18 protein-coding genes and 1 other annotated feature are annotated in these 20,812 nt (G+C 63.9%); of the genes, 10 read left to right on the plus strand and 8 right to left on the minus strand.

Features of this window, described 5'->3' with window-relative positions; translation table 11 throughout:
* Positions 1-80: 80 nt before the first annotated feature.
* Together ACDC66_RS08620 and ACDC66_RS08625 are read right to left on the minus strand one after the other, a co-directional pair.
* A complete protein-coding gene (locus ACDC66_RS08620) occupies positions 81-1,472 on the minus strand; it encodes a PhoH family protein (protein ID WP_376696301.1) in 1,392 nt (463 codons plus the stop codon).
* A 33-nt stretch (positions 1,473-1,505) separates the two neighbouring features.
* Complete coding sequence (locus ACDC66_RS08625; protein ID WP_376696302.1) at positions 1,506-1,970, minus strand: peroxiredoxin; 465 nt, start codon at positions 1,968-1,970, stop codon at positions 1,506-1,508.
* 381 nt (positions 1,971-2,351) lie between these two features.
* Between ACDC66_RS08625 and bamC the strand changes: the two genes are divergently transcribed.
* Positions 2,352-2,978, plus strand: coding sequence for an outer membrane protein assembly factor BamC (gene bamC, locus ACDC66_RS08630; RefSeq protein WP_376696303.1), 627 nt, complete (start codon positions 2,352-2,354; stop codon positions 2,976-2,978).
* Between the two features lie 19 nt (positions 2,979-2,997).
* Here the strand turns inward: bamC and fdxA are convergent, their stop codons facing one another.
* Positions 2,998-3,321: a ferredoxin FdxA gene (gene fdxA / locus ACDC66_RS08635; protein ID WP_376696304.1), complete on the minus strand. Its 324-nt coding sequence runs from the start codon at positions 3,319-3,321 to the stop codon at positions 2,998-3,000.
* Between the two features lie 177 nt (positions 3,322-3,498).
* Between fdxA and pcnB the strand changes: the two genes are divergently transcribed.
* The 5 genes from pcnB to ACDC66_RS08660 all read left to right on the plus strand — a co-directional run bounded on the left by pcnB (position 3,499) and on the right by ACDC66_RS08660 (position 8,292).
* The gene (gene pcnB / locus ACDC66_RS08640) at positions 3,499-4,776 is read left to right on the plus strand and encodes a polynucleotide adenylyltransferase PcnB (protein WP_376696305.1); all 1,278 of its coding nucleotides are present in this window, start codon (positions 3,499-3,501) and stop codon (positions 4,774-4,776) included.
* The gene (gene folK / locus ACDC66_RS08645; protein WP_376696306.1) at positions 4,773-5,306 is read left to right on the plus strand and encodes a 2-amino-4-hydroxy-6-hydroxymethyldihydropteridine diphosphokinase; all 534 of its coding nucleotides are present in this window, start codon (positions 4,773-4,775) and stop codon (positions 5,304-5,306) included. The genes pcnB and folK overlap by 4 nt, the downstream gene beginning before the upstream one ends.
* A complete protein-coding gene (gene panB / locus ACDC66_RS08650) occupies positions 5,306-6,109 on the plus strand; it encodes a 3-methyl-2-oxobutanoate hydroxymethyltransferase (RefSeq protein WP_376696307.1) in 804 nt (267 codons plus the stop codon). The genes folK and panB overlap by 1 nt, the downstream gene beginning before the upstream one ends.
* Positions 6,109-6,945, plus strand: a complete 837-nt coding sequence (gene panC, locus ACDC66_RS08655) for a pantoate--beta-alanine ligase (RefSeq protein ID WP_376696372.1) — start codon at positions 6,109-6,111, stop codon at positions 6,943-6,945. The genes panB and panC overlap by 1 nt, the downstream gene beginning before the upstream one ends.
* Positions 6,946-7,072: 127 nt before the next feature.
* Positions 7,073-8,292, plus strand: a protein-coding gene (locus ACDC66_RS08660; RefSeq protein WP_376696308.1) for an IS3 family transposase whose coding sequence is annotated in 2 segments (ribosomal slippage) — positions 7,073-7,361 and positions 7,361-8,292 — 1,221 coding nt in all. Because the reading frame shifts where the segments join, the coding sequence is not laid out codon by codon here.
* Positions 7,351-7,467: a sequence feature (AL1L pseudoknot), on the plus strand. (Overlaps the previous gene by 117 nt.)
* Before the next feature lie 121 nt (positions 8,293-8,413).
* Here ACDC66_RS08660 and ACDC66_RS08665 read toward each other — a convergent pair.
* The 3 genes from ACDC66_RS08665 to ACDC66_RS08675 are packed head-to-tail and all read right to left on the minus strand — an operon-like array spanning position 8,414 to position 9,989.
* Positions 8,414-9,055: a nucleotide-binding protein gene (locus tag ACDC66_RS08665; protein WP_376696309.1), complete on the minus strand. Its 642-nt coding sequence runs from the start codon at positions 9,053-9,055 to the stop codon at positions 8,414-8,416.
* Positions 9,056-9,103: 48 nt separating this feature from the next.
* A complete protein-coding gene (locus ACDC66_RS08670) occupies positions 9,104-9,514 on the minus strand; it encodes a hypothetical protein (protein ID WP_376696310.1) in 411 nt (136 codons plus the stop codon).
* A complete protein-coding gene (locus ACDC66_RS08675) occupies positions 9,507-9,989 on the minus strand; it encodes a YiiD C-terminal domain-containing protein (protein WP_376696311.1) in 483 nt (160 codons plus the stop codon). The genes ACDC66_RS08670 and ACDC66_RS08675 overlap by 8 nt, the downstream gene beginning before the upstream one ends.
* Before the next feature lie 35 nt (positions 9,990-10,024).
* Here ACDC66_RS08675 and ACDC66_RS08680 point away from each other — a divergent pair, with 35 nt between their 5' ends.
* From ACDC66_RS08680 to ACDC66_RS08690, 3 genes are all read left to right on the plus strand, one after another.
* The gene (locus ACDC66_RS08680) at positions 10,025-11,329 is read left to right on the plus strand and encodes an MFS transporter (protein WP_376696312.1); all 1,305 of its coding nucleotides are present in this window, start codon (positions 10,025-10,027) and stop codon (positions 11,327-11,329) included.
* The gene (locus ACDC66_RS08685; RefSeq protein WP_376696313.1) at positions 11,326-13,350 is read left to right on the plus strand and encodes a TonB-dependent receptor; all 2,025 of its coding nucleotides are present in this window, start codon (positions 11,326-11,328) and stop codon (positions 13,348-13,350) included. Before ACDC66_RS08680 ends, ACDC66_RS08685 begins: the two co-directional genes overlap by 4 nt.
* A gap of 159 nt (positions 13,351-13,509) precedes the next feature.
* Positions 13,510-14,406, plus strand: coding sequence for a diguanylate cyclase (locus ACDC66_RS08690; RefSeq protein ID WP_376696314.1), 897 nt, complete (start codon positions 13,510-13,512; stop codon positions 14,404-14,406).
* Here ACDC66_RS08690 and ACDC66_RS08695 read toward each other — a convergent pair.
* Together ACDC66_RS08695 and ACDC66_RS08700 are read right to left on the minus strand one after the other, a co-directional pair.
* Complete coding sequence (locus ACDC66_RS08695; protein WP_376696315.1) at positions 14,403-16,421, minus strand: M3 family metallopeptidase; 2,019 nt, start codon at positions 16,419-16,421, stop codon at positions 14,403-14,405. The genes ACDC66_RS08690 and ACDC66_RS08695 overlap by 4 nt on opposite strands.
* A 21-nt stretch (positions 16,422-16,442) precedes the next feature.
* Positions 16,443-17,687, minus strand: a complete 1,245-nt coding sequence (locus ACDC66_RS08700; protein ID WP_376696316.1) for an aminotransferase class I/II-fold pyridoxal phosphate-dependent enzyme — start codon at positions 17,685-17,687, stop codon at positions 16,443-16,445.
* Positions 17,688-17,903: 216 nt separating this feature from the next.
* On the opposite strand from ACDC66_RS08700, the gene ACDC66_RS08705 reads away from it, so the two are divergent.
* Positions 17,904-20,783 (plus strand): M14 family zinc carboxypeptidase, encoded by a 2,880-nt coding sequence (locus tag ACDC66_RS08705; RefSeq protein WP_376696317.1) that lies wholly within the window; start codon positions 17,904-17,906, stop codon positions 20,781-20,783.
* Positions 20,784-20,812: the final 29 nt, after the last annotated feature.

Genomic DNA, 20,812 nt, shown 5'->3' on the forward strand with positions numbered 1-20,812 from the left:
GCATGGGCTGGAATATCCCCTTCATCTCGCATTCATCTCGCAGTACGGGAAGCGCGTATCGAACGCGCCATTCGATTCAGTCAAAGCTGCTCGGACGCAAAGTCGGCCAGGCGCGAGCGCTCTCCCCGCTTGAGCGTGATGTGGCCGGCATGCTGCCAGTCCTTGAAGCGGTCCACGGCAAAGGTTAGGCCCGAAGTCGTTTCGGTCAGGTAGGGCGTGTCGATCTGCTCGACGTTGCCCAGGCAGACGATCTTGGTGCCCGGCCCGGCCCGCGTGATCAGGGTCTTCATCTGCTTGGGCGTGAGATTCTGGGCCTCGTCGATGATCAGGTAGCGATTGAGGAAGGTGCGCCCGCGCATGAAGTTCAGCGCGCGAATCTTCACGCGTGAGGCCACCAGTTCGTTGGTGACCGCGCGACCCCAGTCGCCGGCGCCCGTATCGGTTTCGGTCAGAACTTCCAGGTTGTCGGTGAGCGCCCCCATCCAGGGCGTCATCTTTTCTTCCTCGGTGCCGGGCAGGTAGCCGATTTCCTCGCCCACCGAGACCGTGGCGCGGGTCATGATGATTTCGCGATAGGTCTTGTCGTCGAGCGTCTGCGACAGGCCCGCGGCCAGAGCGAGGAGGGTCTTGCCGGTGCCGGCGGTGCCGAGCAGGGTGACGAAATCGACGTCCGGGTCCATGAGCAGGTTGAGCGCGAAGTTTTGTTCCGGGTTGCGGGCGTGGATGCCCCACACGCCGTGCTGCGAGCGGCAGTAGTCGCGCGCGACTTCCAGTACCACCCCGTCATCATCCACCTGGCGGACGATGGCCTCCAGGCCGTTGTCGTCGTCGAGCCTCAGGCACTGGTTGGGATACCATTCGTCGTTGTCACTATGGCCGATGCGGTAGTAGGTGCGGCCGTCCTCGGTCCAGGAATCGCGGGTATCGCGCTCCTCCCAGAAACGGTTGTCCAGTTCCTGAACGCCCGAGTAGAGCAGGCTCAGATCATCCAGCGCCCGGTCGTTGTAGTAGTCCTCGGCCTTGATGCCGTGGATGGCGGCCTTGATGCGCAGGTTGATGTCCTTGGACACCAGGATGATTTGACGATCCTCGTGCCGGTGCTCGAGCGTAAGTGCTGCGAGGAGAATTTCATTGTCGGCAAGACCGCGGTCGCCGATCAGCTCCTCGCCGTTGCCCAGGGGTTCGGTCTGGAAGTAGAGCCGACCCGTACCCGCGTTCAACCGCAGGCCGTCGGGTTCGGTCAGTGCCACGCCTTCATCGAGGCCGTCGCCAGTGTCCATCATCTGCCCGATAAAGCGGCTGACCTGGCGCACATTGCGTGCGACTTCGGAAACCCCTTTCTTGGCCCGGTCGAGCTCCTCGAGCACGATCATGGGCAGGAAGATGTCGTGTTCGGCGAAGCGAAACAGCGCCGTGGGATCGTGCATCAGCACGTTGGTGTCGAGAATGTAGAGGCGCGGGCGCTCCGCCATGTCAGTGCTCTCCCGAAAATTCTGGGTGGGAATTCAGGCCAGGTCGCGAACGGCCTGGAGTACTTCCTCGACGTGGCCGGGCACGCGCACGTTTCGCCATTCACGCACCAGCTCGCCGTTGGCATCGAACAGGAAGGTGCTGCGCTCGATGCCCATCACCTTGCGGCCGTACATGTTCTTTTCCTTGATGACGTCGAACTGCCGGCACAGGCTCTCCTCGGGATCGGCGATGAGCGGGAAGGGGAATCCATGCTTCTCGGCAAATCGTTCGTGGCTTTTCAGTGAATCCCGTGAAACGCCGAAAATGCGGCAGCCCAGCTCAGAGAACGCCTCGAAGTGATCGCGGAAGGCCTCGCCTTCTTTCGTGCAGCCCGGGGTATTGTCGCGCGGGTAGAAGTAGACCACCACAGGCTGGCCGGCGAAATCGTCGAGCCGGAAGGTTTCTCCGCCGGTGGCTTCCAGCGGCTGGGAAGTGAGGGTGATTTTCGATGTGTCCATGAAAAGTAAAATATTCGTTTAATCAGTGATTTGGGGTTGTCTGCCGTCCCGGCGCGAGGTGGCATTGGGTTACAATGCGATCGAAGTCAGGATACTGGCGCGCTCCCGGGTCCGCAAGCACTTGCGCAGACCCTGAAAATCCTGGCCCGAAGGCATCGCGATGCCTGCCTTGTCGTGCCCCGGAGTTTGATGATGAACATGGATCTCAACGCCCGCCGGTGCCGGTCAATCCGGTTTTCGCTGGACGCGAGCGATCATGTTCCCTAAACTGCGGGGCTGTTTTTTCGCCATATCTTACCGGTTGCAGTCGATTCCGACCCGATCTGGCATCGGCACGATACAGCGCAAACCGTTACTGATTCATGACTGGATTCAAGGGGTATGACTCGAACCCGAACCGTATTCATTATTTCGTTGTCGACGGCTTTCCTGCTCGGCGGATGCTTCAATAGCGAGCGCGAGCCCGTCTACGTCGCCAGCGAAGAGATTGATCCTATCGAGGCGCCGGAGGGGCTCGACAAGCCGAGCACGCGCGACATCTACGACGTGCCCGGTTACTCGCTGCCCGAACTGGCCGCCCAGGGCGACCCGGAGAATCCGCCCGAGGTCCAACCCAGTTCAGTGGCTGAGAAGTCGCGTTCGCAGATTCGCTTCGGACGTGCCGGTCTCTATCTGGCCATCGAAGATGCTCCCGACAGCGTATGGCGGCGCCTGGGCTTCACGCTCAATCGTGGCGGCATGCAGGTCCGTCAGGTCGACGAGGATGAGCGTCGCTACGAATTCAGCTTCAGCCATGAGCCGATTCAACCCGATGTTGGCTTCTTCGATCGGTTGACGTTCTGGAGTTCACCCGAGGCGGTCGACTACAGCGGTGAGTACCTGATCCGTGTGGGTGACGAGGCCCAGGATGGCGTAACGCGCGTGGAGTTGCTGGATGCCGACGGTAGCGTGATCGAGCTCGAACGAGCGGAATTCGTACTGGCGCGCCTGCGCGAGCGTCTGGGGTGACTGAAAAAACCCTAATTCTTTAACGCTCCAGGTACTTGATCTTGCCCGGAACGTCTTCCCATTCCTTGGCATCGTCCGGAGCCGGTTTCATTTCGGCAATGACCGGCCATTCCCGCGAAAGCTCCTCGTTGATTTCGAGGAACTGGTGTTGATCGGCCGGCAGGTCGTCCTCGGGATAGATGGCCTGAACCGGGCACTCGGGCTCGCACAGGGTGCAATCGATGCACTCTTCCGGGTCGATCACCAGGAAGTTCGGCCCCTCGTGAAAGCAATCCACGGGGCATACTTCAACGCAATCTGTGTACTTGCACTTGATGCAGTTCTCGGTAACGACGAAGGTCATGACGGTGTTTCCGGGTTCGTTGCCAGGGTTGCCCGTCTTCGGGGCTCCCGTGGTGGGGGAAGCGACGGGCAAGTGATAGACTATATTTTACCAGTTGCGTTGCCGAGGATTGTCGGTCAACGTCATGCAATCTTATGAATTCGCAATCAACCATCTCCCCAATACGGAACCTCGCCATTGTCTGAAAAGGCAAGCATCATCCCCGAGAAGCAACACGGCATTCGGCCGGATCGCGTCAGCGCCAACGCTCGAAAAGTGGTCGAGCGGCTCCAGGAAGCCGGGTACCTGGCCTATATCGTGGGTGGCAGCATCCGCGACCTGGTGCTTGGTCAGGACCCCAAGGACTTCGACGTCGCTACCGACGCCACACCCGAGCAGGTCAGCGAGGTCTTTCGCAACGCACGCCTGATCGGTCGTCGCTTCCGCTTGGCGCACGTTCGCTTTGGTCGCGAAGTCCTCGAGGTGGCAACCTTCCGGGGAACCGGCGAGGGGGGCAAGGACGAGCACCGGGAAGTCGAGCAGGGCCGGCTCGTGCGCGACAATGTCTGGGGCAGCGAGGCAGAGGACGCGCGCCGCCGCGATTTCACCATCAATGCCCTCATGTACGACCCGGAGACATCCACCATCCGCGACTATGTGGACGGTTTCGATGACTTGCTCAAGCGTCGCCTGCGGCTGATCGGCGACCCGGTGACCCGCTATCGTGAAGATCCCGTGCGCCTGCTGCGCGCGGTGCGTTTCAAGGTCAAGCTCGGTCTGGAGCTGGACCCGCCCACGGCCGACCCCATCCCGGAAATGGCCGAACTGTTGCACGACATTCCGCCGGCGCGCCTGTTCGAAGAGATTCTCAAGCTGCTCATGGGCGGCATGGCCTGGGAGACCTACCAGGCGCTGGTTCGGTTCAATCTCTGGGAGCCGCTGTTCCCCAACCTGTTCGATGATCCGAGCAAGCCGCCGGCCCTGGTCGAGCAGGCGCTGAAGAACACCGATCAACGGGTTGCCGAGGGCAAGCCTGTCACGCCGGCGTTTCTGTTCGCCGCCTTTCTGTGGCGGCGAGTCGAGCAACGTGCCGAAGAGCTCACCGGTGACGGGATGCCGCCGGTCGAAGCGCTTGCAGCCGCGGGCGAGGAAGCGATCGCCGAGCAAGCTGAGCGCGTGGCCATTCACCGGCGCTTTTCCAGCATGTCCAAGGAAATCTGGTGCCTTCAGCCGCGCTTCGAGAAACGTCGCGGCAAGCGTCCGCAGCGGCTGATGGCCGAGCGTCGCTTCCGCGCTGCCTACGATTTTCTCTTGCTGCGCGCGCTGGAAAATCCAGAGCTGCAGGAACTGGCCGACTGGTGGACGGACTTCCAGGAAGTCCAAGGCCCGGATCGGCGGGAAATGACCAAAGCCGCGCCGGCGACGGGCAAGCGCAAGCGCCGGCGCCCGCGCAAGCGCAAAACGGCCACGTCTTGATCGAAGCCTGGATTGGTCTCGGTGCGAACCTCGGTGACCGGGCCGCCACACTGGACGCCGCGCTCAAGCGTATCGATCGCCTGCCCGAGACTCGGTTGTGCGCGGTCTCGCGCTACTACTTCACGCCGCCCTGGGGCGACACCGACCAGCCCGAATTCCTCAATGCCGTGGCCCGTGTACACAGCGAATTGACGGCCGGTGAGCTGCTCGGCGGCCTGCTGGCCGTCGAGAGCGAACTGGGACGGCAGCGCACGAATCGACGCTGGGGGCCGCGGGTAATCGATCTCGACCTGCTGCTCTACGGGACCGAATGTATCGAGCGTCCCGAGTTGATCGTGCCCCATCCGCGCCTGCACGAACGCGCCTTCGTGCTGGTGCCACTGCTGGATCTGGCTCCAGAGCTGACCGTCCCGAAACGGGGGCGGGTGGATGCATTGCTTGAGCAACTGGATGATAATGAGCGCGCCGATATTCGGCCCGGTCCCGAAGCAGGCTACGATCCCCCGCAAGACGACACGGAGATAAGCTGATGAGCGCCGCCAGTCCCGTCACCGTTCCGTCGCTGGCCACCATGAAGGCCGAAGGCCGCCCCATCGCGATGCTGACCGCTTATGACGCCAGTTTCGCCGGGCTGATCGACGCTTCCGGCGTGGATTGCGTGCTGGTCGGTGACTCCCTGGGCAACGTCATCCAGGGACGCGATTCAACCCTGGCGGTCACCGTCGACGACATGGTCTACCACACGCAGGCCGTGCGGCGCGGGCTCGAGCGCGCCCTTCTGATTGCCGATCTGCCGTTCATGAGTTATCACGACCAACCCACGGCCATGGCTTCGGCCGCTGCCGTGATGCGTGCCGGCGCGCAGATGGTCAAGCTCGAAGGGGGCGCTGCGCATGCCGCGACCGTGAGCGCCCTGGTGGCCAACGGCGTACCGGTGTGCGCGCATCTGGGGCTGACCCCCCAGCATGTGCATCAGCTCGGCGGCTACCGGGTACAGGGACGTCACGAGGGGCCGGCAAAGCGCCTGAAGGCCGACGCCGAATGCCTGGCCGAGGCCGGCGCGGGCATGCTGGTACTCGAATGCGTGCCGGTGCCACTGGCGCGCGAGGTGGCGCAGTCGCTCGCCATTCCCGTGATCGGGATCGGTGCCGGTAGCGAGGTCGACGGACAGGTCCTGGTGCTCTACGACATGCTCGGTATCTCGCCGGGCCGTGCCCCGAAGTTCGTGCATGATTTTCTCGCCGAGGCGGGTGATGTTCGCAAGGCACTCGAAGCCTACGTGACCGCGGTTCGCGAGCGCCGGTTTCCGACGGCCGAACACGCCTGGCAGTGATGCCGCGCGTCGTCGAGTCTCTGCCCGCATTGCGTGAGTCGATCGGTCGGCTGCGCGAGCGCGGGGATCGCATCGGCTTCGTGCCCACCATGGGCAATCTCCATCGCGGTCATCTCGGCCTGGTCGAGGAAGCCGCCGTGTGCTGCGAGGCGACCATCGCGTCGATCTTCGTCAACCCCACGCAGTTCGGCCCGGGTGAGGATTTCGAGGCCTATCCCCGCACCTTCGACGCCGATCTCGAGGCGCTGGAATCGGTCGGCTGCGACCTGGTCTGGGCGCCGCCGGTCGAGGTCATGTATCCGCTGGAGAAGCCTTTCATGGTGCAGGTGCCCGAGGCCCTGTCCGACTGCCTGTGCGGCCGCTCGCGCCCGGGGCATTTCGACGGTGTGGCCACGGTGGTGTTGCGGCTGTTGAACCAGGTGACGCCTGATGTGGCCGTTTTCGGCGAGAAGGATTACCAGCAGCTGCTGATTCTCAGGCAGATGGCGCGCGACTTTGCATTGCCGGTCGAGCTCCTCGGTGCGCCCATCGTGCGCGAGGAAGACGGCTTGGCCATGAGTTCTCGAAATGGTTATCTCGACGAGAAGCAGCGTGCGGTCGCACCGACGCTCTACCGTATGCTGACCAACACGGCCGAGCGCCTGGCCGCTGGCGAGGCGTTTGAACCGCTCAAGGCAAGAGCCCTGGAAGAACTGCAGGCAGCAGGCTTCCGCCCGGACTACCTGGAATGGCGCTCGGCCGAGGATCTGGGTGAACCGAAGCCGGATGAGCCAAGCCGGGTGTTCGGTGCTGCATGGCTGGGGAAGGCGAGGTTGATCGACAACGTGCCTTCGTGAAAGGCACGAATGTTCAAGTACCAAGCACCAAGTACCAAACAAATTTCAATGACCAAATGAAGCAATGACTTAAACCCTGAACCGCCCCGGTTTTACCGGAGACTCCATCATTTGAGAGGATGGAGTCATGAACGACAAGCGAAGATACAGCCCAGAAGTGCGGGAACGAGCCATTCGGATGGTGCGCGAACAGCGTGATCAGTACAACTCCGAGTGGGCGGCGATCAGCTCGATAGCCGAGAAGTTCGGTTGTAAGGCCGAGACCTTGCGGCTGTGGATCCGACAAGACGAGCGCGATTCGGGTGAGCGGCCGGGCCAGACGACCACCGAGAGCGAGGAACTCAAGCGCCTGAAGCGGGAGAACTTCGAACTCAAGCGGGCCAACGAGATCCTGCGCAAGGCGTCGGCTTTTTTCGCCCAGGCGGAGCTCGACCGCGAACCGAAGTGATGGTCTCTTTTATCGACGACCACCGAGACGTCTACGGGGTCGAGCCGATCTGTCAGCAGTTGCCGATTGCCGCGTCGACGTACCACGAACACAAGGCCTGCCAGGCTTGCCCAGAGCGGCTGTCCGATCGCGCCCGGCGCGATGTCGAACTCAAGCAGCGCATCGAGGCGATTTGGGAAGAGAACTTCTGCGTCTACGGGACGCGCAAGATCTGGCACCAGCTTCGGCGCGAGGGCGTGGACGTGGCTCGCTGCACGGTCGAGCGCCTGATGCGCGAGATGGGCATCCGGGGCGTGAGTCGCGGGGCGTATCGCCGAACGACGCGCCCGGCGCCGATCACGGTCTGTCCGGACGATCTGGTCAGGCGACGGTTTAGTGCCAAGCGCCCGAACCAGCTGTGGGTGGCCGACTTTACCTATGTGCCGACCTGGGTTGGCTTCGTCTACACCGCCTTCGTGATCGATGTGTTCGCCAAGCGGATCGTCGGCTGGAAAACGGCCCGGTCCATGACCACCTCGCTGGTGCTCGATGCGCTTGAGCAGGCGCTGCATGCCCGAGGCGATTGCGATGGTCTGATCCACCACAGCGACCGCGGCGTTCAGTATCTATCGATCCACTACACCCAGCGACTGACCGACGCCGGCATCGACGGCTCGGTCGGATCGACCGGCAACTCCTACGACAATGCCCTGGCCGAGACCATCATCGGGCTCTACAAGACCGAGGTCATCCACCACCAAGGACCTTGGCGCGAAGCGAGCCCGGTCGAATACGCCACGCTGAACTGGGTCGACTGGTTCAATCACCGACGCTTGCTGGGATCAATCGGCCATGTACCACCAGCCGAACTTGAGGCAGCGTATTATCAGCAACTCGCGAGTCAGGCCAAAGCGGCCTGACTCAAAAACGGAGCTCTCCGGAAAAGCCGGGGCGATTCACCCCGCTATCGGTTTTTGGAGTTTCGTTCATTCGGTCATTGGGAATTGTTTGAAAATTGGTGCTTGGTGATTGATCATTTCCTCAGCCTTTACCCACCGACTTCTTGCTCCGAATCCAGCCCATGATTTCCTCCCATTGCTCCCAGTCCTGCCAGGCCAGGTAGGGCGGCAGGTCGGAGACAGTCAGGCCACGTTCGAAGGCGCGAACGTAGTTCATCGAATCCCTGAGCTGGCCGACGACGGGCACGCGAAAGTCGTCGAGGAAACCGGTCAGTTCGCGGAAGATGATCGTGTAGGGCTTGACGCGATTGGCCACCAGGCCGACCCGCACTTCGCCCTTCTTGACCGGCTTGAGTTCGAGCAGGTGATTGAGAAAACGCCAGGCCGAGCGCATGTCGACCGGTGAGGGCAGCACGGGCACGAGGATCGTCTGCGATCGGCGCACGATATTGCCCAGTTCGTGACCGGCCACGGCCGCCGGCGTATCGAGCACCAGCGTGTCGGCCTCCGGTGGCGCCCGCAGCTGGCCCTTGTGCGGCTCGGCGGGAATGATTTCCGGATACTCTTCGGGGCGCAGCGCCAGCCAGTCGGTGGCCGATTGCTGCGGATCCATGTCGCCCAGGGCGACGGCGTGTCCTTCCCAGGCCAGGGCGGCGGCGAGTGATGTGGCGATGGTGGTCTTGCCGCATCCGCCCTTGGCGTTGACGATGGCGATGGTTCGCATGACTCAGGCCCTCCGTTGTCGGTTCGACCCCCTTGGCAGTGTTCCCCGTCAGGTCCGGCGCGGGTCGGGCAGCCCGGAATGGAGCAGCCACCGTTCCCGATTTTCGTCGTAGCGCCACACTTCGCGGTGCTGGATCACGCGCTCGCGAGCGCTGTGGACATGATACAGCCGAATCTGGACATGACGTTCCACGCGCTGGCCGTCGGGGTCGGCTATGACGCGGCGCACCCGGTACTCGGTGACCCGGAACTGCTGCAAGCGCCTGCGCTCAAGGTCACGGATCGGGTTTTCGGCCAACCAGTCGGGGTGGATCATGTCGACCAGGCCGTCGTACTGGCTCCAGCGCACCATGTCCTGCCAACGGTCCATGGCCTGCTGGCGCTCCCGCTGCGCCTGGTTGCCGCCGGCGCAGGCGGCCAGGAGCAATACTGCTACCAGAAGAATCAATGGCTTATGCATCAGCTTTTCCCTCGCTGTCCCTCATCAGGGCAGCATACTTCGCCGAGAGTGTCGCCGCCACCTCGTTGCCGACCCGCAGTTCGGGCTCGAGCACCAGGCTGGCGCGGCCGCGTTCGCGCAGGCGCACCAGGAAGCCTTGTGTCGCAGCTTCATCCGGCCAGCGGCAGGCAGCCCGAAACGATTGTCCGACCGGCGCGACAAAGCGGATATCGCAGCGCCCGATGACCAGGTCGGCGTCGATGCCCGCGCGACGCAGGAGCAGCCTGGGCAGCGACCAGCCGGCGAGAATCATGGCGCTGGCCAGCGCACCGCCGAAGGCCGTGCCCTTGTCGTTGATACTCGGCGCCAGCGGCAAGGTGAGTTCGACCCCCGTCTCGTCCAGTTGGCTGACGGTCAGTTTCATGGCGCCGCCCAGCGGGATGTCGTCGGTGAGCGTGCGTTCCAGCCAGGCGGCTTCGTCGATTTCGATATCCATACGGCCATTCTAGCGTCATACCGTAAAATACAGGCATGCCCGCCGCTCCCGAACCATCCGCGCTCCCCTTCGTCGCCCGGACGCTGATGCCGCGCGAGGTGCGCACCAACGGCGCCATGGCCGTTGCCCTGGGCGCACTCGAGGGTGGCCTGGTGGGGGTGGTGGTCAAGACGCAGTTCGCTGCGGTTGCCGATGCCGCCTGGGTCAATCTCTGCGTCGCCCTGGTGGCCGGATCGCCGGCATTCGCCAACGTGGTGAGCCTGTGGATTTCGGGTCTGGCCGAGGGGCGCGACAAGCCGGCCTGGGTTGCGCGATTGATGGCCGTGACCTGTGCGTTCCTGATCCTGATGGCGTTCGCGCCGACCAGCGTGGCCGGGCTGGTTCTGATTACGCTGGGCATGATCGTTGCGCGCCTGGCCTGGGCGGGTGTGATCACGCTGCGGGCCGCCATCTGGCGCGCCAATTTCCCGCGCCAGGTACGCGCCCGCATCACAGGCTGGATCACCATCATCTATTCGCTGACCATCGCCGCGACGGCGGCGGTGATCGGCCTGCTCATGAACTGGTGGCCAGAGATCTGGCGCCTGGCGTTTCCGATTGCCGGCGTCGTCGGGCTCGCGGCGGCCTGGCGATACCAGGCCACCCGGGTCCGCGGTGGACGACGTATCCAGAGCGAGGAGCTCGACCAGCGGCGCGACCGCCGGGGCGGGCAGCTTCGAGCGGCTATAGACATTCTGCGGCGCGATATCTGGTACCGACGCTACATGCTCACGATGTTCGCCTTCGGCAGCGGCAACCTGATGGTCATCGCGCTACTGGTCGTGCTGCTCAACGAGCAGTTCGGTTTCGAGCGATTCCAGCAGGTGATGATTACTACGGCCTTGCCGCTTATCATGCTCTCGATCTTCACGCCGATCTGGGCGAGACGCCTGGACGCCGTGCATATCCTGGACTACCGCGCCCGCCAGGCCTGGATGTTCGTAATCACCATGCTCTTGTTTCTTTCAGCGTCGATCTTCGGGCTCAAGTGGTTGTTCTGGATCGGCGCGCTGTCGCTGGGGATGGCGTTCGCCGGCGGCAAGCTGGGCTGGAATCTCGGCCACAACGATTTCGCCAGCGACGACCAGTCGACTCTCTACATGGGCATCCATGTGACACTGACCGGTGTTCGTGGCCTGATCGCTCCCCTGGTGGGTGTGGGCGTGTACCAGTTCCTGGAGTCGCTGGAAGCCGGGATGGGCCGTTTCGTGTTGCTTTTCCCGTTCATGTTGACCCTGGGTGGGGCAGTTACTTTCGTCATTCTTGCCCGGCTGCGCCGGAAGGAGATAGAGGCCCAATGATGATCGAGTTGCTGGTCGCGGCCGCAGTCGCCGGCGAGTCCGACGATTTGCCCCGGCTCAAGGTGCGTGGGCGCGATATCGCACCGGAGGCGCCGCAGGCCACGGCGAGCCTGTCCGAAGACGAGATCGAGCGAATTCGCCCGACCCACCCGGCCGAATTGTTCTCGCGCCTGCCGGGTACATGGGTCACGCGTGGCAGTGGCCAGGAGCATCTCACCGCCATTCGTTCGCCGATCCTGTCCGGGGCGGGTGGCTGCGGCGCGCTGCTGATTCTCGAGGCCGGCATTCCCATACGTCCGCCCGGTTTCTGCAACGTCAACAACCTGTTTGAAGTGAATATCGCGCAGGCCGAGAGCGTCAGCGTCCTTCGCGGTCCCGGCGGCATCGGGCATGCCTCCGGCGGGTTGCACGGTGTCATCGACGTCACGCCACGATCGCCGCTGGCCAACCCGCGCAACAGTGCCCGGTTCGAAGCAGGCAGCAACGATTACTTCCGTCTGGGCGCATCACTGACCGGCGAGTTCGGTGGGGGCGCCGTCGGCCTGGATTTCACCGCGACCGACGCGGGTAGCTTCCGGATCGATGAGGGCTACGAGCACCAGCTCGCCACGTTGCAGCATGCCGTTCCCATCGACGGCGGACAGTGGCGCACGATCGTCAGCGGCGCGCGCCTGGACCAGGACACGGCCGGCTTCATCCTGGGGTTTCGGGCTTTCGAGGATTCCGGGCTTCGCCGGGCCAACCTGAACCCGGAAGCCTTTCGCGAGGCCAACGCCGTTCGGGTGATCTCCCGGCGCGAATGGCTGGACGGGCAGGGAGTCGAGCACCGTCTGAGCGGCTTTGCCAGACGCTCGGACATGACCTTTTTGCAGCATTTCCTGCCCGGCAAACCGCTGGAGCGCAACGGCCAGGTTTCGGCCGGCGTCCAGTACGACCGTGCCGGTTCCGGCAGCGGCTGGGACTGGGGTTTCGATGCCGAGCTGTTTCGCGGTGATCTGTCGCAGACCCAGGATGGGCCCACGCAAGGCCCGCCCTTCCTGGCCGAAATTCGCCCGACCGGTCGGCACTACGACTACGTGGTCGACGGACAGCGCCTGGGCGGCTACCTGGCACGACGATTCGAGCTGGGTGAGAACTGGCGCCTGCGGGCCGGGCTGCACGCCGACTGGATCCGCTACGACTACCACAATCGCATGGCCACCGGGAACCTGGCCGAGGACGGTACGGCCTGCGACCTCGGTGGTTGTCTCTACAACCGCCCGGCCGACCGCAGCGACGATTTTTTGGAAGTTGCACCCGAACTGACCCTGAGCCGCGAACTCGACGGTGGCCGAGCATGGCTGCGTCTGGCGCGCGGTTTCCGGGCGCCGCAGGCGACCGAGCTGTATCGACTCCAACGCGGCCAGGACGTGGCCGATCTCGATCCCGAGCAACTCGATGCGATCGAGTTGGGTGTCCGGGGAGAAGGCACGCTGGACTGGGAGCTGGTCGCCTTCTACCAGCACAAGCGTGACTTCATCTTTCGCGACAGCGAAGGCTTCAACGTCAGCGACGGCAAGTCCGGTCACCGTGGCATCGAGTTTTCGCTGGACTATCCGATCACCGAAGCACTGGAGTTCGGTGCTCGTGGCAGTTATGCCGTGCACTGGTATCGATTCGACCGGGACCTGGGCGGCGAGCAAATCACCTCCGGCCGCACGATTCCGTCCGCGCCGCGGCGCATGGCCAGCACCGACCTGACATGGCGGCCGACCGGGCGGCTCATCGCGCAACTGGCCGCAGAGCATACCGGCGAGTACTGGCTCGACGCGGACAACACTCGCCGATACGACGGGCACACGCTCGTGCACCTGGCAGGGGAATACGCCCTGGCCGAACAGTGGCGGATCGGCCTTCGCCTTCGCAACCTGCTTGGCCAACGCTACGCCGAGCGGGCGGACTTCGCCTTTGGCAACTATCGCTATTTTCCCGGTTCCGGGCGCGGTGTGTTTCTGTCCCTGAGCTGGATTGGCGGGGGTTGAAGGCCGGGGAGCGGCCATTGCGTCCGCCCCCGCCGGCGCAAACTCCGCTGCCGCTCTCGGCGTCGATCCCTTGCTTCACCTTTACCGGCCTCGCGCTACACTGTATGCACGGAAAGAGATAAGCTGCATGTTGCGCGTATCGCGCGGAGAATATTTGTTTTGAGTCAGGGATCCGAACAACAGCCTCCCACGGATGGTGAAACGGTGCTCATGGGTACCAGCCGGACGGGGAACGAGCGACATGAATCCTGCCTGGTCATCATCCGGGGCGCGCGGCTGGGTTCAAGACTCGTCCCGGGTGAGGAACCCTTGACCATTGGCCGGGCCGTGGACGCCGACTTCCAGATCTCCGAGAGGAGTATCTCGCGCTACCACTGTCGCGTTTTCTTCAAGGACGGGTGTTACTGGATCGAAGACCTGGGTTCGACCAATCACACCTGGCTCAATGACGAGATGGTCGAACGCGCACCGTTGCGCGATGGTGATCTCGTTCGAATCAGTCAGACCGTGCTCAAGTTCGTCGACGAGGGCAACATCGAGGCGGGCTATCATTCCGAATTGCACGAGAGCACCATCCGTGATGCGCTTACGGGGCTTTACAATCGCCGCCACGCCATGGCGGTTCTGGAAAAAGAGGCCGCCCGCGCACAGCGGGATAAAGGCTATGACCTGGCGCTGGTCATTCTCGACCTGGACTTCTTCAAGGACATCAACGACGAACACGGCCATCTCGCCGGCGATGGCATCCTCAAGCAATTGACCCAGCTGGCGGCCGAGCGCGTGCGTGGCAGCGATACCCTGGCGCGGATCGGCGGCGAGGAGTTTGCTCTCATCCTTCCCGACACCACGGCCGACGAGGCCTGGCGACTGGCCGAATCGATCCGCGAGACCGTTGCCGGTGCGCGTATCCGCCTGGGCGAGGAAGAACACACGATGACGCTTTCGGCCGGGGTGGCCACCTGGCAACCCCAAATGGAGAGCATCAGCGAGCTGCTCCGGGCGGCCGACCAGCAGCTCTACGAGGCCAAGTCGTCGGGCCGAAATCGCGTTTGCTAGACGCCGTAGAAGGCGAGCAAGGGATCGAGTTCGGGTTCTTGCCGCCTGAATGCCAGCCATGACTCATGCATGGGGCGACTCGCGCCCACCTGGAGTATTTCGCGCGCCAGGCGATGCCCGGTATCCGGATCGAACAAGCCCTTTTCCCGGAACAGCTCGAAGGCATCGCGAGCGAGCTGCTCGGCCCACAGGTAGCTGTAGTAGCCGGCCGAATAGCCGCCGTCGAACAGGTGCGTGAAGCTCATCAGGTAGCGATTGTCCTCGGGCATGGGCAGCACGGCGACTTCATCGTGGACTTGCCGCATTACGGCGACCGGGTCGGCGTCGCGGCGGGTGTGCAGGGCCAGATCGGTCAATGCAAACTGAATCTGGCGGACCAGGGCCATCGCGCCCTGGAACTGTTGGTCGGCCTTCAGGCCCGTAAGCAGCTTGTCCGGCAGCGGCTCGCCGGTTTCGACATGGCGCGCGTAGCGCTCGAGCGACTCGGCCTCCCAGGCCCAGCCCTCCATGAGCTGGCTGGGCAGCTCCACCGCATCCCACTCGACGCCGCTGATGCCGGCGATTCCGGGCAAGTCGATACGTGTGAGCAGGTGATGCAGGCAGTGGCCGAATTCGTGGAAGATCGTGACGACGTCGTCGTGCGTGAGCAGGCTCGGGTGGCCTTCCGACGGGGGTGCAAAATTGCAGGTGAGATACGCGATCGGTAATTGCTCGATGCCGCCGGCACGCATGCGGGCGCGACAGACATCCATCCAGGCGCCGCCGGACTTTCGCGGCCGGCTGTAGAGATCCAGGTACAGGCCGGCCACTTTCGCCCCCGTTTCATCCAGCACGTGGAAGAAGTGCACGTCATCGTGCCATGTGTCGATGCTGTCGTCGCTTTCGAATCGCAACCCGAACAGGTCGCCGGCCGTCGTGAACAGGCCGTCGAATACGCGCTGGAGTTCGAACCAGGGTTTGAGCATGGATTCGTTGATGCCGAGCTTGTGCTCGCGCAGCTTCTCGCTGTAGTAGGCGATGTCCCAGGGTTCCAGCGGTGTCTCGGCGCCGAGGCCGGCGGCAAATTCCGTCAGCTCGTCCAGTTGGACTTTCGCCAGCGGCCGGGCGCGCTCGGCGAGATGGTGAAGAAAAGCTTCCACCTCTTCGGCCGTGTCGGCCATGCGTGTGGAGAGCTGCATGGCGGCATGGTGCTCGAAGCCGAGAAGCTTTGCCTGCTCGTCGCGCAGAGCCAGCATTTCGCGCATGACGGGGCCGTTGTCGAACTCGCCGCCGTTGGGGCCGGTCTCCGATGCGCGGGTGGCGAAGGCGCGGTAAAAGCGCTCGCGCAGGTCCCGGTCGTCGGCGTAAGTCGTGATGGCATGGAAGGCCGGAAAACTGAGGTTCGCCATCCAGCCGGTCTTGCCGGCGTCACGGGCCATGCCGGCGAGCAGATCGAGCTCCGCTCGGTGCAGGCCGGCGAGTTGTCCAGCGTGCTCGAAGGTTTCGCTGTAGGCCTCGGTGGCGTCAAGCACATGGTTGCCGAAGCGGTTGCTCAGCTCCGACAGGCGCAGACTGATCTCGCCGAAGCGCGCGCGTTCGGCCTCGGGCAGGTCGACCCCGGCCAGGTGAAAATCGCGCAGCTCGTGTTCGATGGTGGCCCGGAGCGCGACATCCTGCTCGGCAAAGTCGTCGCGTTCGGCCAGTGCCCTGTAGGCTGCCCAGAGTTCCCGGTTGTGCCCACGCTCGGTCTCAAAACGCGTCATGGGCGCCAGGCAGGCTTCGTAAGCTTCGCGCCATTCGGGCGTATTGTTGACCGAATTCAGATGGGAGACCGCCGACCAGGTGTTGGCGAGGGCGTTGTCGGCCAGTGTTTCGGCCATGACCACGTTGTCGTAATCGACCCGGTCGCCCAGGGCTTCGATTCGTTCGATGACGCCGCGATATTCGGCCAGGCGCTGCTCGATGGCAGGCACGGCGTGCTCGGGTCGAATCTTCGAGAAGGCCGGCAGTCCTTCGGCGAGCAAAGGGTTATCCATGGTGTTCCTCAGATTGATTTGTTACTTGACGGCCCGAATGCGCTGCGGCTCGTCGGCCAGCTCCTCGAGCAAGTCCTCGATGCGGTCGAATGCCTCGGTCAGTTGCTCGGCCTCGGGCAGCAGGGTGATCCGGAAGTGATTGCGCTCGGGAATATTGAAGCTCGAGCCGGGCACGATCAGGATGTGCTTGTGCTCGAGTAACTCGGCGGCAAAGCGGTGGTCGTCGAAATCGCCGAAAACCTTCGTTCGAACCGAGGGGAAGGCGTACATCGCCCCCATCGGCTTGACCAGTTCGAGAAAGCGGCTTTTCCCGCAGGCCTCGATGACGGCCTGGCGCGACTCGAACAGCCGGCCGTCGCGGCCAACCAGGTCCGCGATCGATTGGTAGCCGCCCAGCGCCGTCTGCACCGCCCACTGGCCGGGCACGTTGGCCGACAGGCGCAGGGCGGCCAGTTTTTCGACCGCCAGCATGTAGTCCTCGGCACGCTCCAGCGCGCCGGTGAAAACCGTCCAGCCCACGCGCCAGCCGCAGGCGCGGTAGACCTTCGACAATCCGCCGAAAGATACGCACAGGGTCTCGGGCGCGAGCGGCGCCATCGGCACGAAACGCGCGTCTTCGTAGCAGATGCTGTCGTAGATCTCGTCGGAGAAGATGATCAGGTCGTGACGGGTGGCCAGGTCGGCCAGGGCCTGTAGCGTTTCTTCCGGGTAGACCGCGCCGGTGGGGTTGTTGGGGTTGATCACCACGATGGCGCGCGTCTTCGGCGTGATCTGTTCCTCGATACGGGCGACATCGGGCACGAAGCCGTCCGCTTCCCGACACTGGTAATGCACCGCCTTGCCGCCGTTGAGAACAACGGCGGCGGTCCACAGCGGGTAGTCCGGGGCCGGCACCAGCACCTCGTCGCCGGGTTCGAGCAGCGACCGAAGGGTCAGGTCGACCAGTTCGGACACGCCGTTACCGACCACGACCTGGTCGTAGCGGGTGTCGGTCAGCCCCCGCGCCTGGAACTGCATGGCGACCGCCTCGCGCGCCGGAAAGATCCCGGCCTGCGGGCCGTAGCCTTCGGAGAAGGGCAGGTTGCGGATCACGGCGCGGCGCATGGTCTCGGGGGTGCGAAATCCGAAGGCGCCGGGGTTGCCGATGTTGAGATGCAGGATGTCGTTGCCCTGCTGTTCGAGCTCGCGCGCACGCCGGGCCAGCGCGCCGCGAATCTCGTAGCGCACCGCTTCGAGCCGGCCAGCGGTCTGGAATGACGGTTTCATGGGAGCAATCATACCGTTTCAGTGGGGTTGCAGAAACGCGCGTTGGGTTCTTGAACAAGAAAATCGTCCACAGATGAACACAGATAAACACAGATGAAGAATTTCCGGCGCAAGGAGGGAGCGGACTCAAGAATTCCGGTTGCACGACTGTAGCTGACGCAGATGCGTTAATCTTTCGAGTCCGACGCATCCGAATGCCCCGAGGAAAGACCACCTATGTCACGAGTTTTGTTGCTTGCCGTTCTGCTGGCGCCGCTGGCGCTGGCCGAGACGCAGACGCCTTACGCTGAGCCGACCCCTTCGCCGCTGGCCGGGCTGGCGTATCCCCATTCGCTGTTTCCCGATTCAGCGGATCATGACCCTGCCATACCGCTCCCGGAGTCCGTTCTGGGGTTCCCGGTGGGCGAGCGGGTCGCCACTTCCGGGCAGATACTCGAGTACGCGCAGCGGGTGGCCGAAGCTTCCGGGCGAGTCGAACTGGTCGAGTATGGTGAGACCTTCGAGGGCCGGACGCTTGTCTACCTGGTGGTGTCGTCGCCTGACAATCTCGCGCGCCGCGACGAAATCCAGTCGGGCATGGCCGCGCTGGCCGATCCGCGTGACTCTTCCGCCGGGGAGCGTGAGCGGCTGATCGACGAGTTGCCGGCTGTGGGCTGGTTCGGCTACTCGATTCACGGCAACGAGAGTTCCGGCTCGGACGCCTCGCTGGCCGTGCTCTACCACCTGGCCGCCGACCGGTCACGGGCGACCGCTGAATTGCTCGAAGACCTGGTGGTGATCATCGATCCCAACATGAACCCGGACGGCCGGATGCGCTTCGTTAACGGGGTCCACCAGTCGCGCGGCGAGCAGCCCAACGTCGACGACCAGTCGCTGGTGCATTCCGGCTACTGGCCTTACGGGCGCGGCAATCACTACCTGTTCGATCTCAACCGCGACTGGCTCTACGCCCGCCAGCCTGAAACGCGTGGCCGCATCCCGCATGTCATCGACTGGAAGCCGCTGCTGTTCGTCGACATCCACGAGATGGGCTCGCAGGACACGTTCCTGTTTTCCCCGCCGCGCGAACCCTACAACCCGCACCTGCCGCACCAGGGCAGCGACCTGGGTAATCGTTTCGCGGACGATCAGGCGGCGGCCTTCGACGAGTTCGGTTATCCCTACTACTCGGGTGAGTGGAACGAGAACTGGTTTCCCGGCTACTCCGATGCCTGGGCCGCGCTGCGCGGCGCGCACGGCATCCTCTACGAGCAGGCACGCATTGCCGACGACGGCGTGCAGCGGCCGACGCACCTGCTCAGCTACCGGCAGTCGGTCCATCACCAGGTGCTGTCGACGTTCGCCAACATGAAGACCCTGCGCGAGCGGCGCAGCGAGATGCTGGCGGCCTTCGCTGAAGACAAAAACAATCTCGTGTCAGACGAGTCGCCCTACGCCGAGCGAAGCTTTGTCATCCTGCCCAGCAAAAACCAGGGCCGCATTAACGACCTGCTCGAGTTGCTGGCGATCCAGGAGATCGAGACGCATCGCCTGAGTGAGGACCTGCGTGTCACGCGCGCCACCGATCGCCTCGGTCGCGAGCGACGGAATCTCGACCTGCCGGCTGGCAGCCTCGTGATTCGCAACCGTCAGCCCGAGGCACGTCTTGTGGCGGCAATGTTCGAGTTCGACCCGCATATCAGCGAATCGGCGCTGGAGGCCGAGCGCAAGAACATCCTCGAAAAGGGCCGTAGCACGCTCTATGACACGACTGGCTGGAACATCCCGATGATGTTCGACCTGGAGGCGCTGAGCGTGCCTGAGCACCTGACCCGCTCGCTCGAACGGATCGAGCCGGCGCGCGTCAGGGGCAACGCCGAGACCGCCGAGGACGCCGTCGCGCTTGTCGCATCAGGCGATGACGACCGCAGCGTGGCCCTGGCCGCCCGGCTGATGGAGCGGGGGCTGCGTGTGCGCGCCAACACGCGGGAATCCGCGCTCGAAGGTATCGAGTTGCCGGTCGGTTCGATTGCCATCACCCGTGACGACAATCGTGACCTCGACGACTGGCAGCGGCGAGTGGTCGATGCGGCCGACGAGCTGGGCCTCGCGGTAGAGCCGATCGGACACGGCCGGGCGCCGGGTGAGAAGGCGGACCTTGGCGGTGGATACTGGGCCTTGCTCGATCAGCCGAAGATCGCCCTGGTCGGGCGCGGCAGCAGCAACATGCTCGATTTCGGCGCGGTTTGGTACCTGCTCGATCATCGAATCGGCATTCGCCACAGCCACCTCGACGAAGGGCGGGTCGGCAGTGCCGACCTGCGGCGCTATAACACGGTCTACCTGCCCGATCGCTGGGGCGGCAGTCTGCCCGATGGCCTGGTCGCGGAACTCGGAGAATGGGTTAAAGCCGGCGGGACCCTGATTGCAGCCGGAAGCGCGGCGCGGGCGCTGACGGTGGGTGAAGAGCCGCTGGTCTCGATACGCACGCTGTCGCAAATCATCGAAGAGGATCTCGGCCCCTACCAGGACGCCCTCTACAGGGAGTGGCAGGCGCGCCACGATCCGCTGCCCGACTCGATCTGGGGTCATGCCGCCGAGGCGGCCGCTTATCCCTGGGAAGGCCGGGATGACAGCCTGCCATCGCCCGATGAACGCAAGCGTCGGGACGATTGGCAGCGGCAGTTCATGCCCTCGGGCGCGCTGGTCGCCGCACGTGCCGACGAGAAACACTGGCTGGCTGCCGGAGCAGGCGAGTTTCTCACCGGGCTGTTCTCCAATTCGCCGGTGCTGATGAGCAAACCGCCGGTTGAAACGCCACTGCGCCTGGGCGTATACGCGGAGGCCGAAACGGAGGGTCGCCACGTAGGTTGGGCGCCCGTGCCGGAAGACCGGGCGCTTCGCGTGCGCACGGCCGGCCTGCTGTGGCCGGAAGCGCGCGAGCGTATTGCCAACGGCGCGTGGGTGACGCGCGAGTCGGTGGGGGACGGCCAGGTCATCCTGTTCGCCCATCCGCCGGCATTCCGGGCGGCGCAGATCGGCGCCATGCGGATTCTGGAGAATGCGCTGATCCTCGGTCCCGGTCTGGGCGCGGATCAGCCGGTCGAACTGCCCTGAGACGGCAGGAAGTGCGGTTTCGAGAACTG

Origin of the sequence: Wenzhouxiangella psychrophila, from assembly GCF_042310375.1 — a bacterium.
Taxonomy (GTDB): Bacteria; Pseudomonadota; Gammaproteobacteria; order Xanthomonadales; family Wenzhouxiangellaceae; genus Wenzhouxiangella.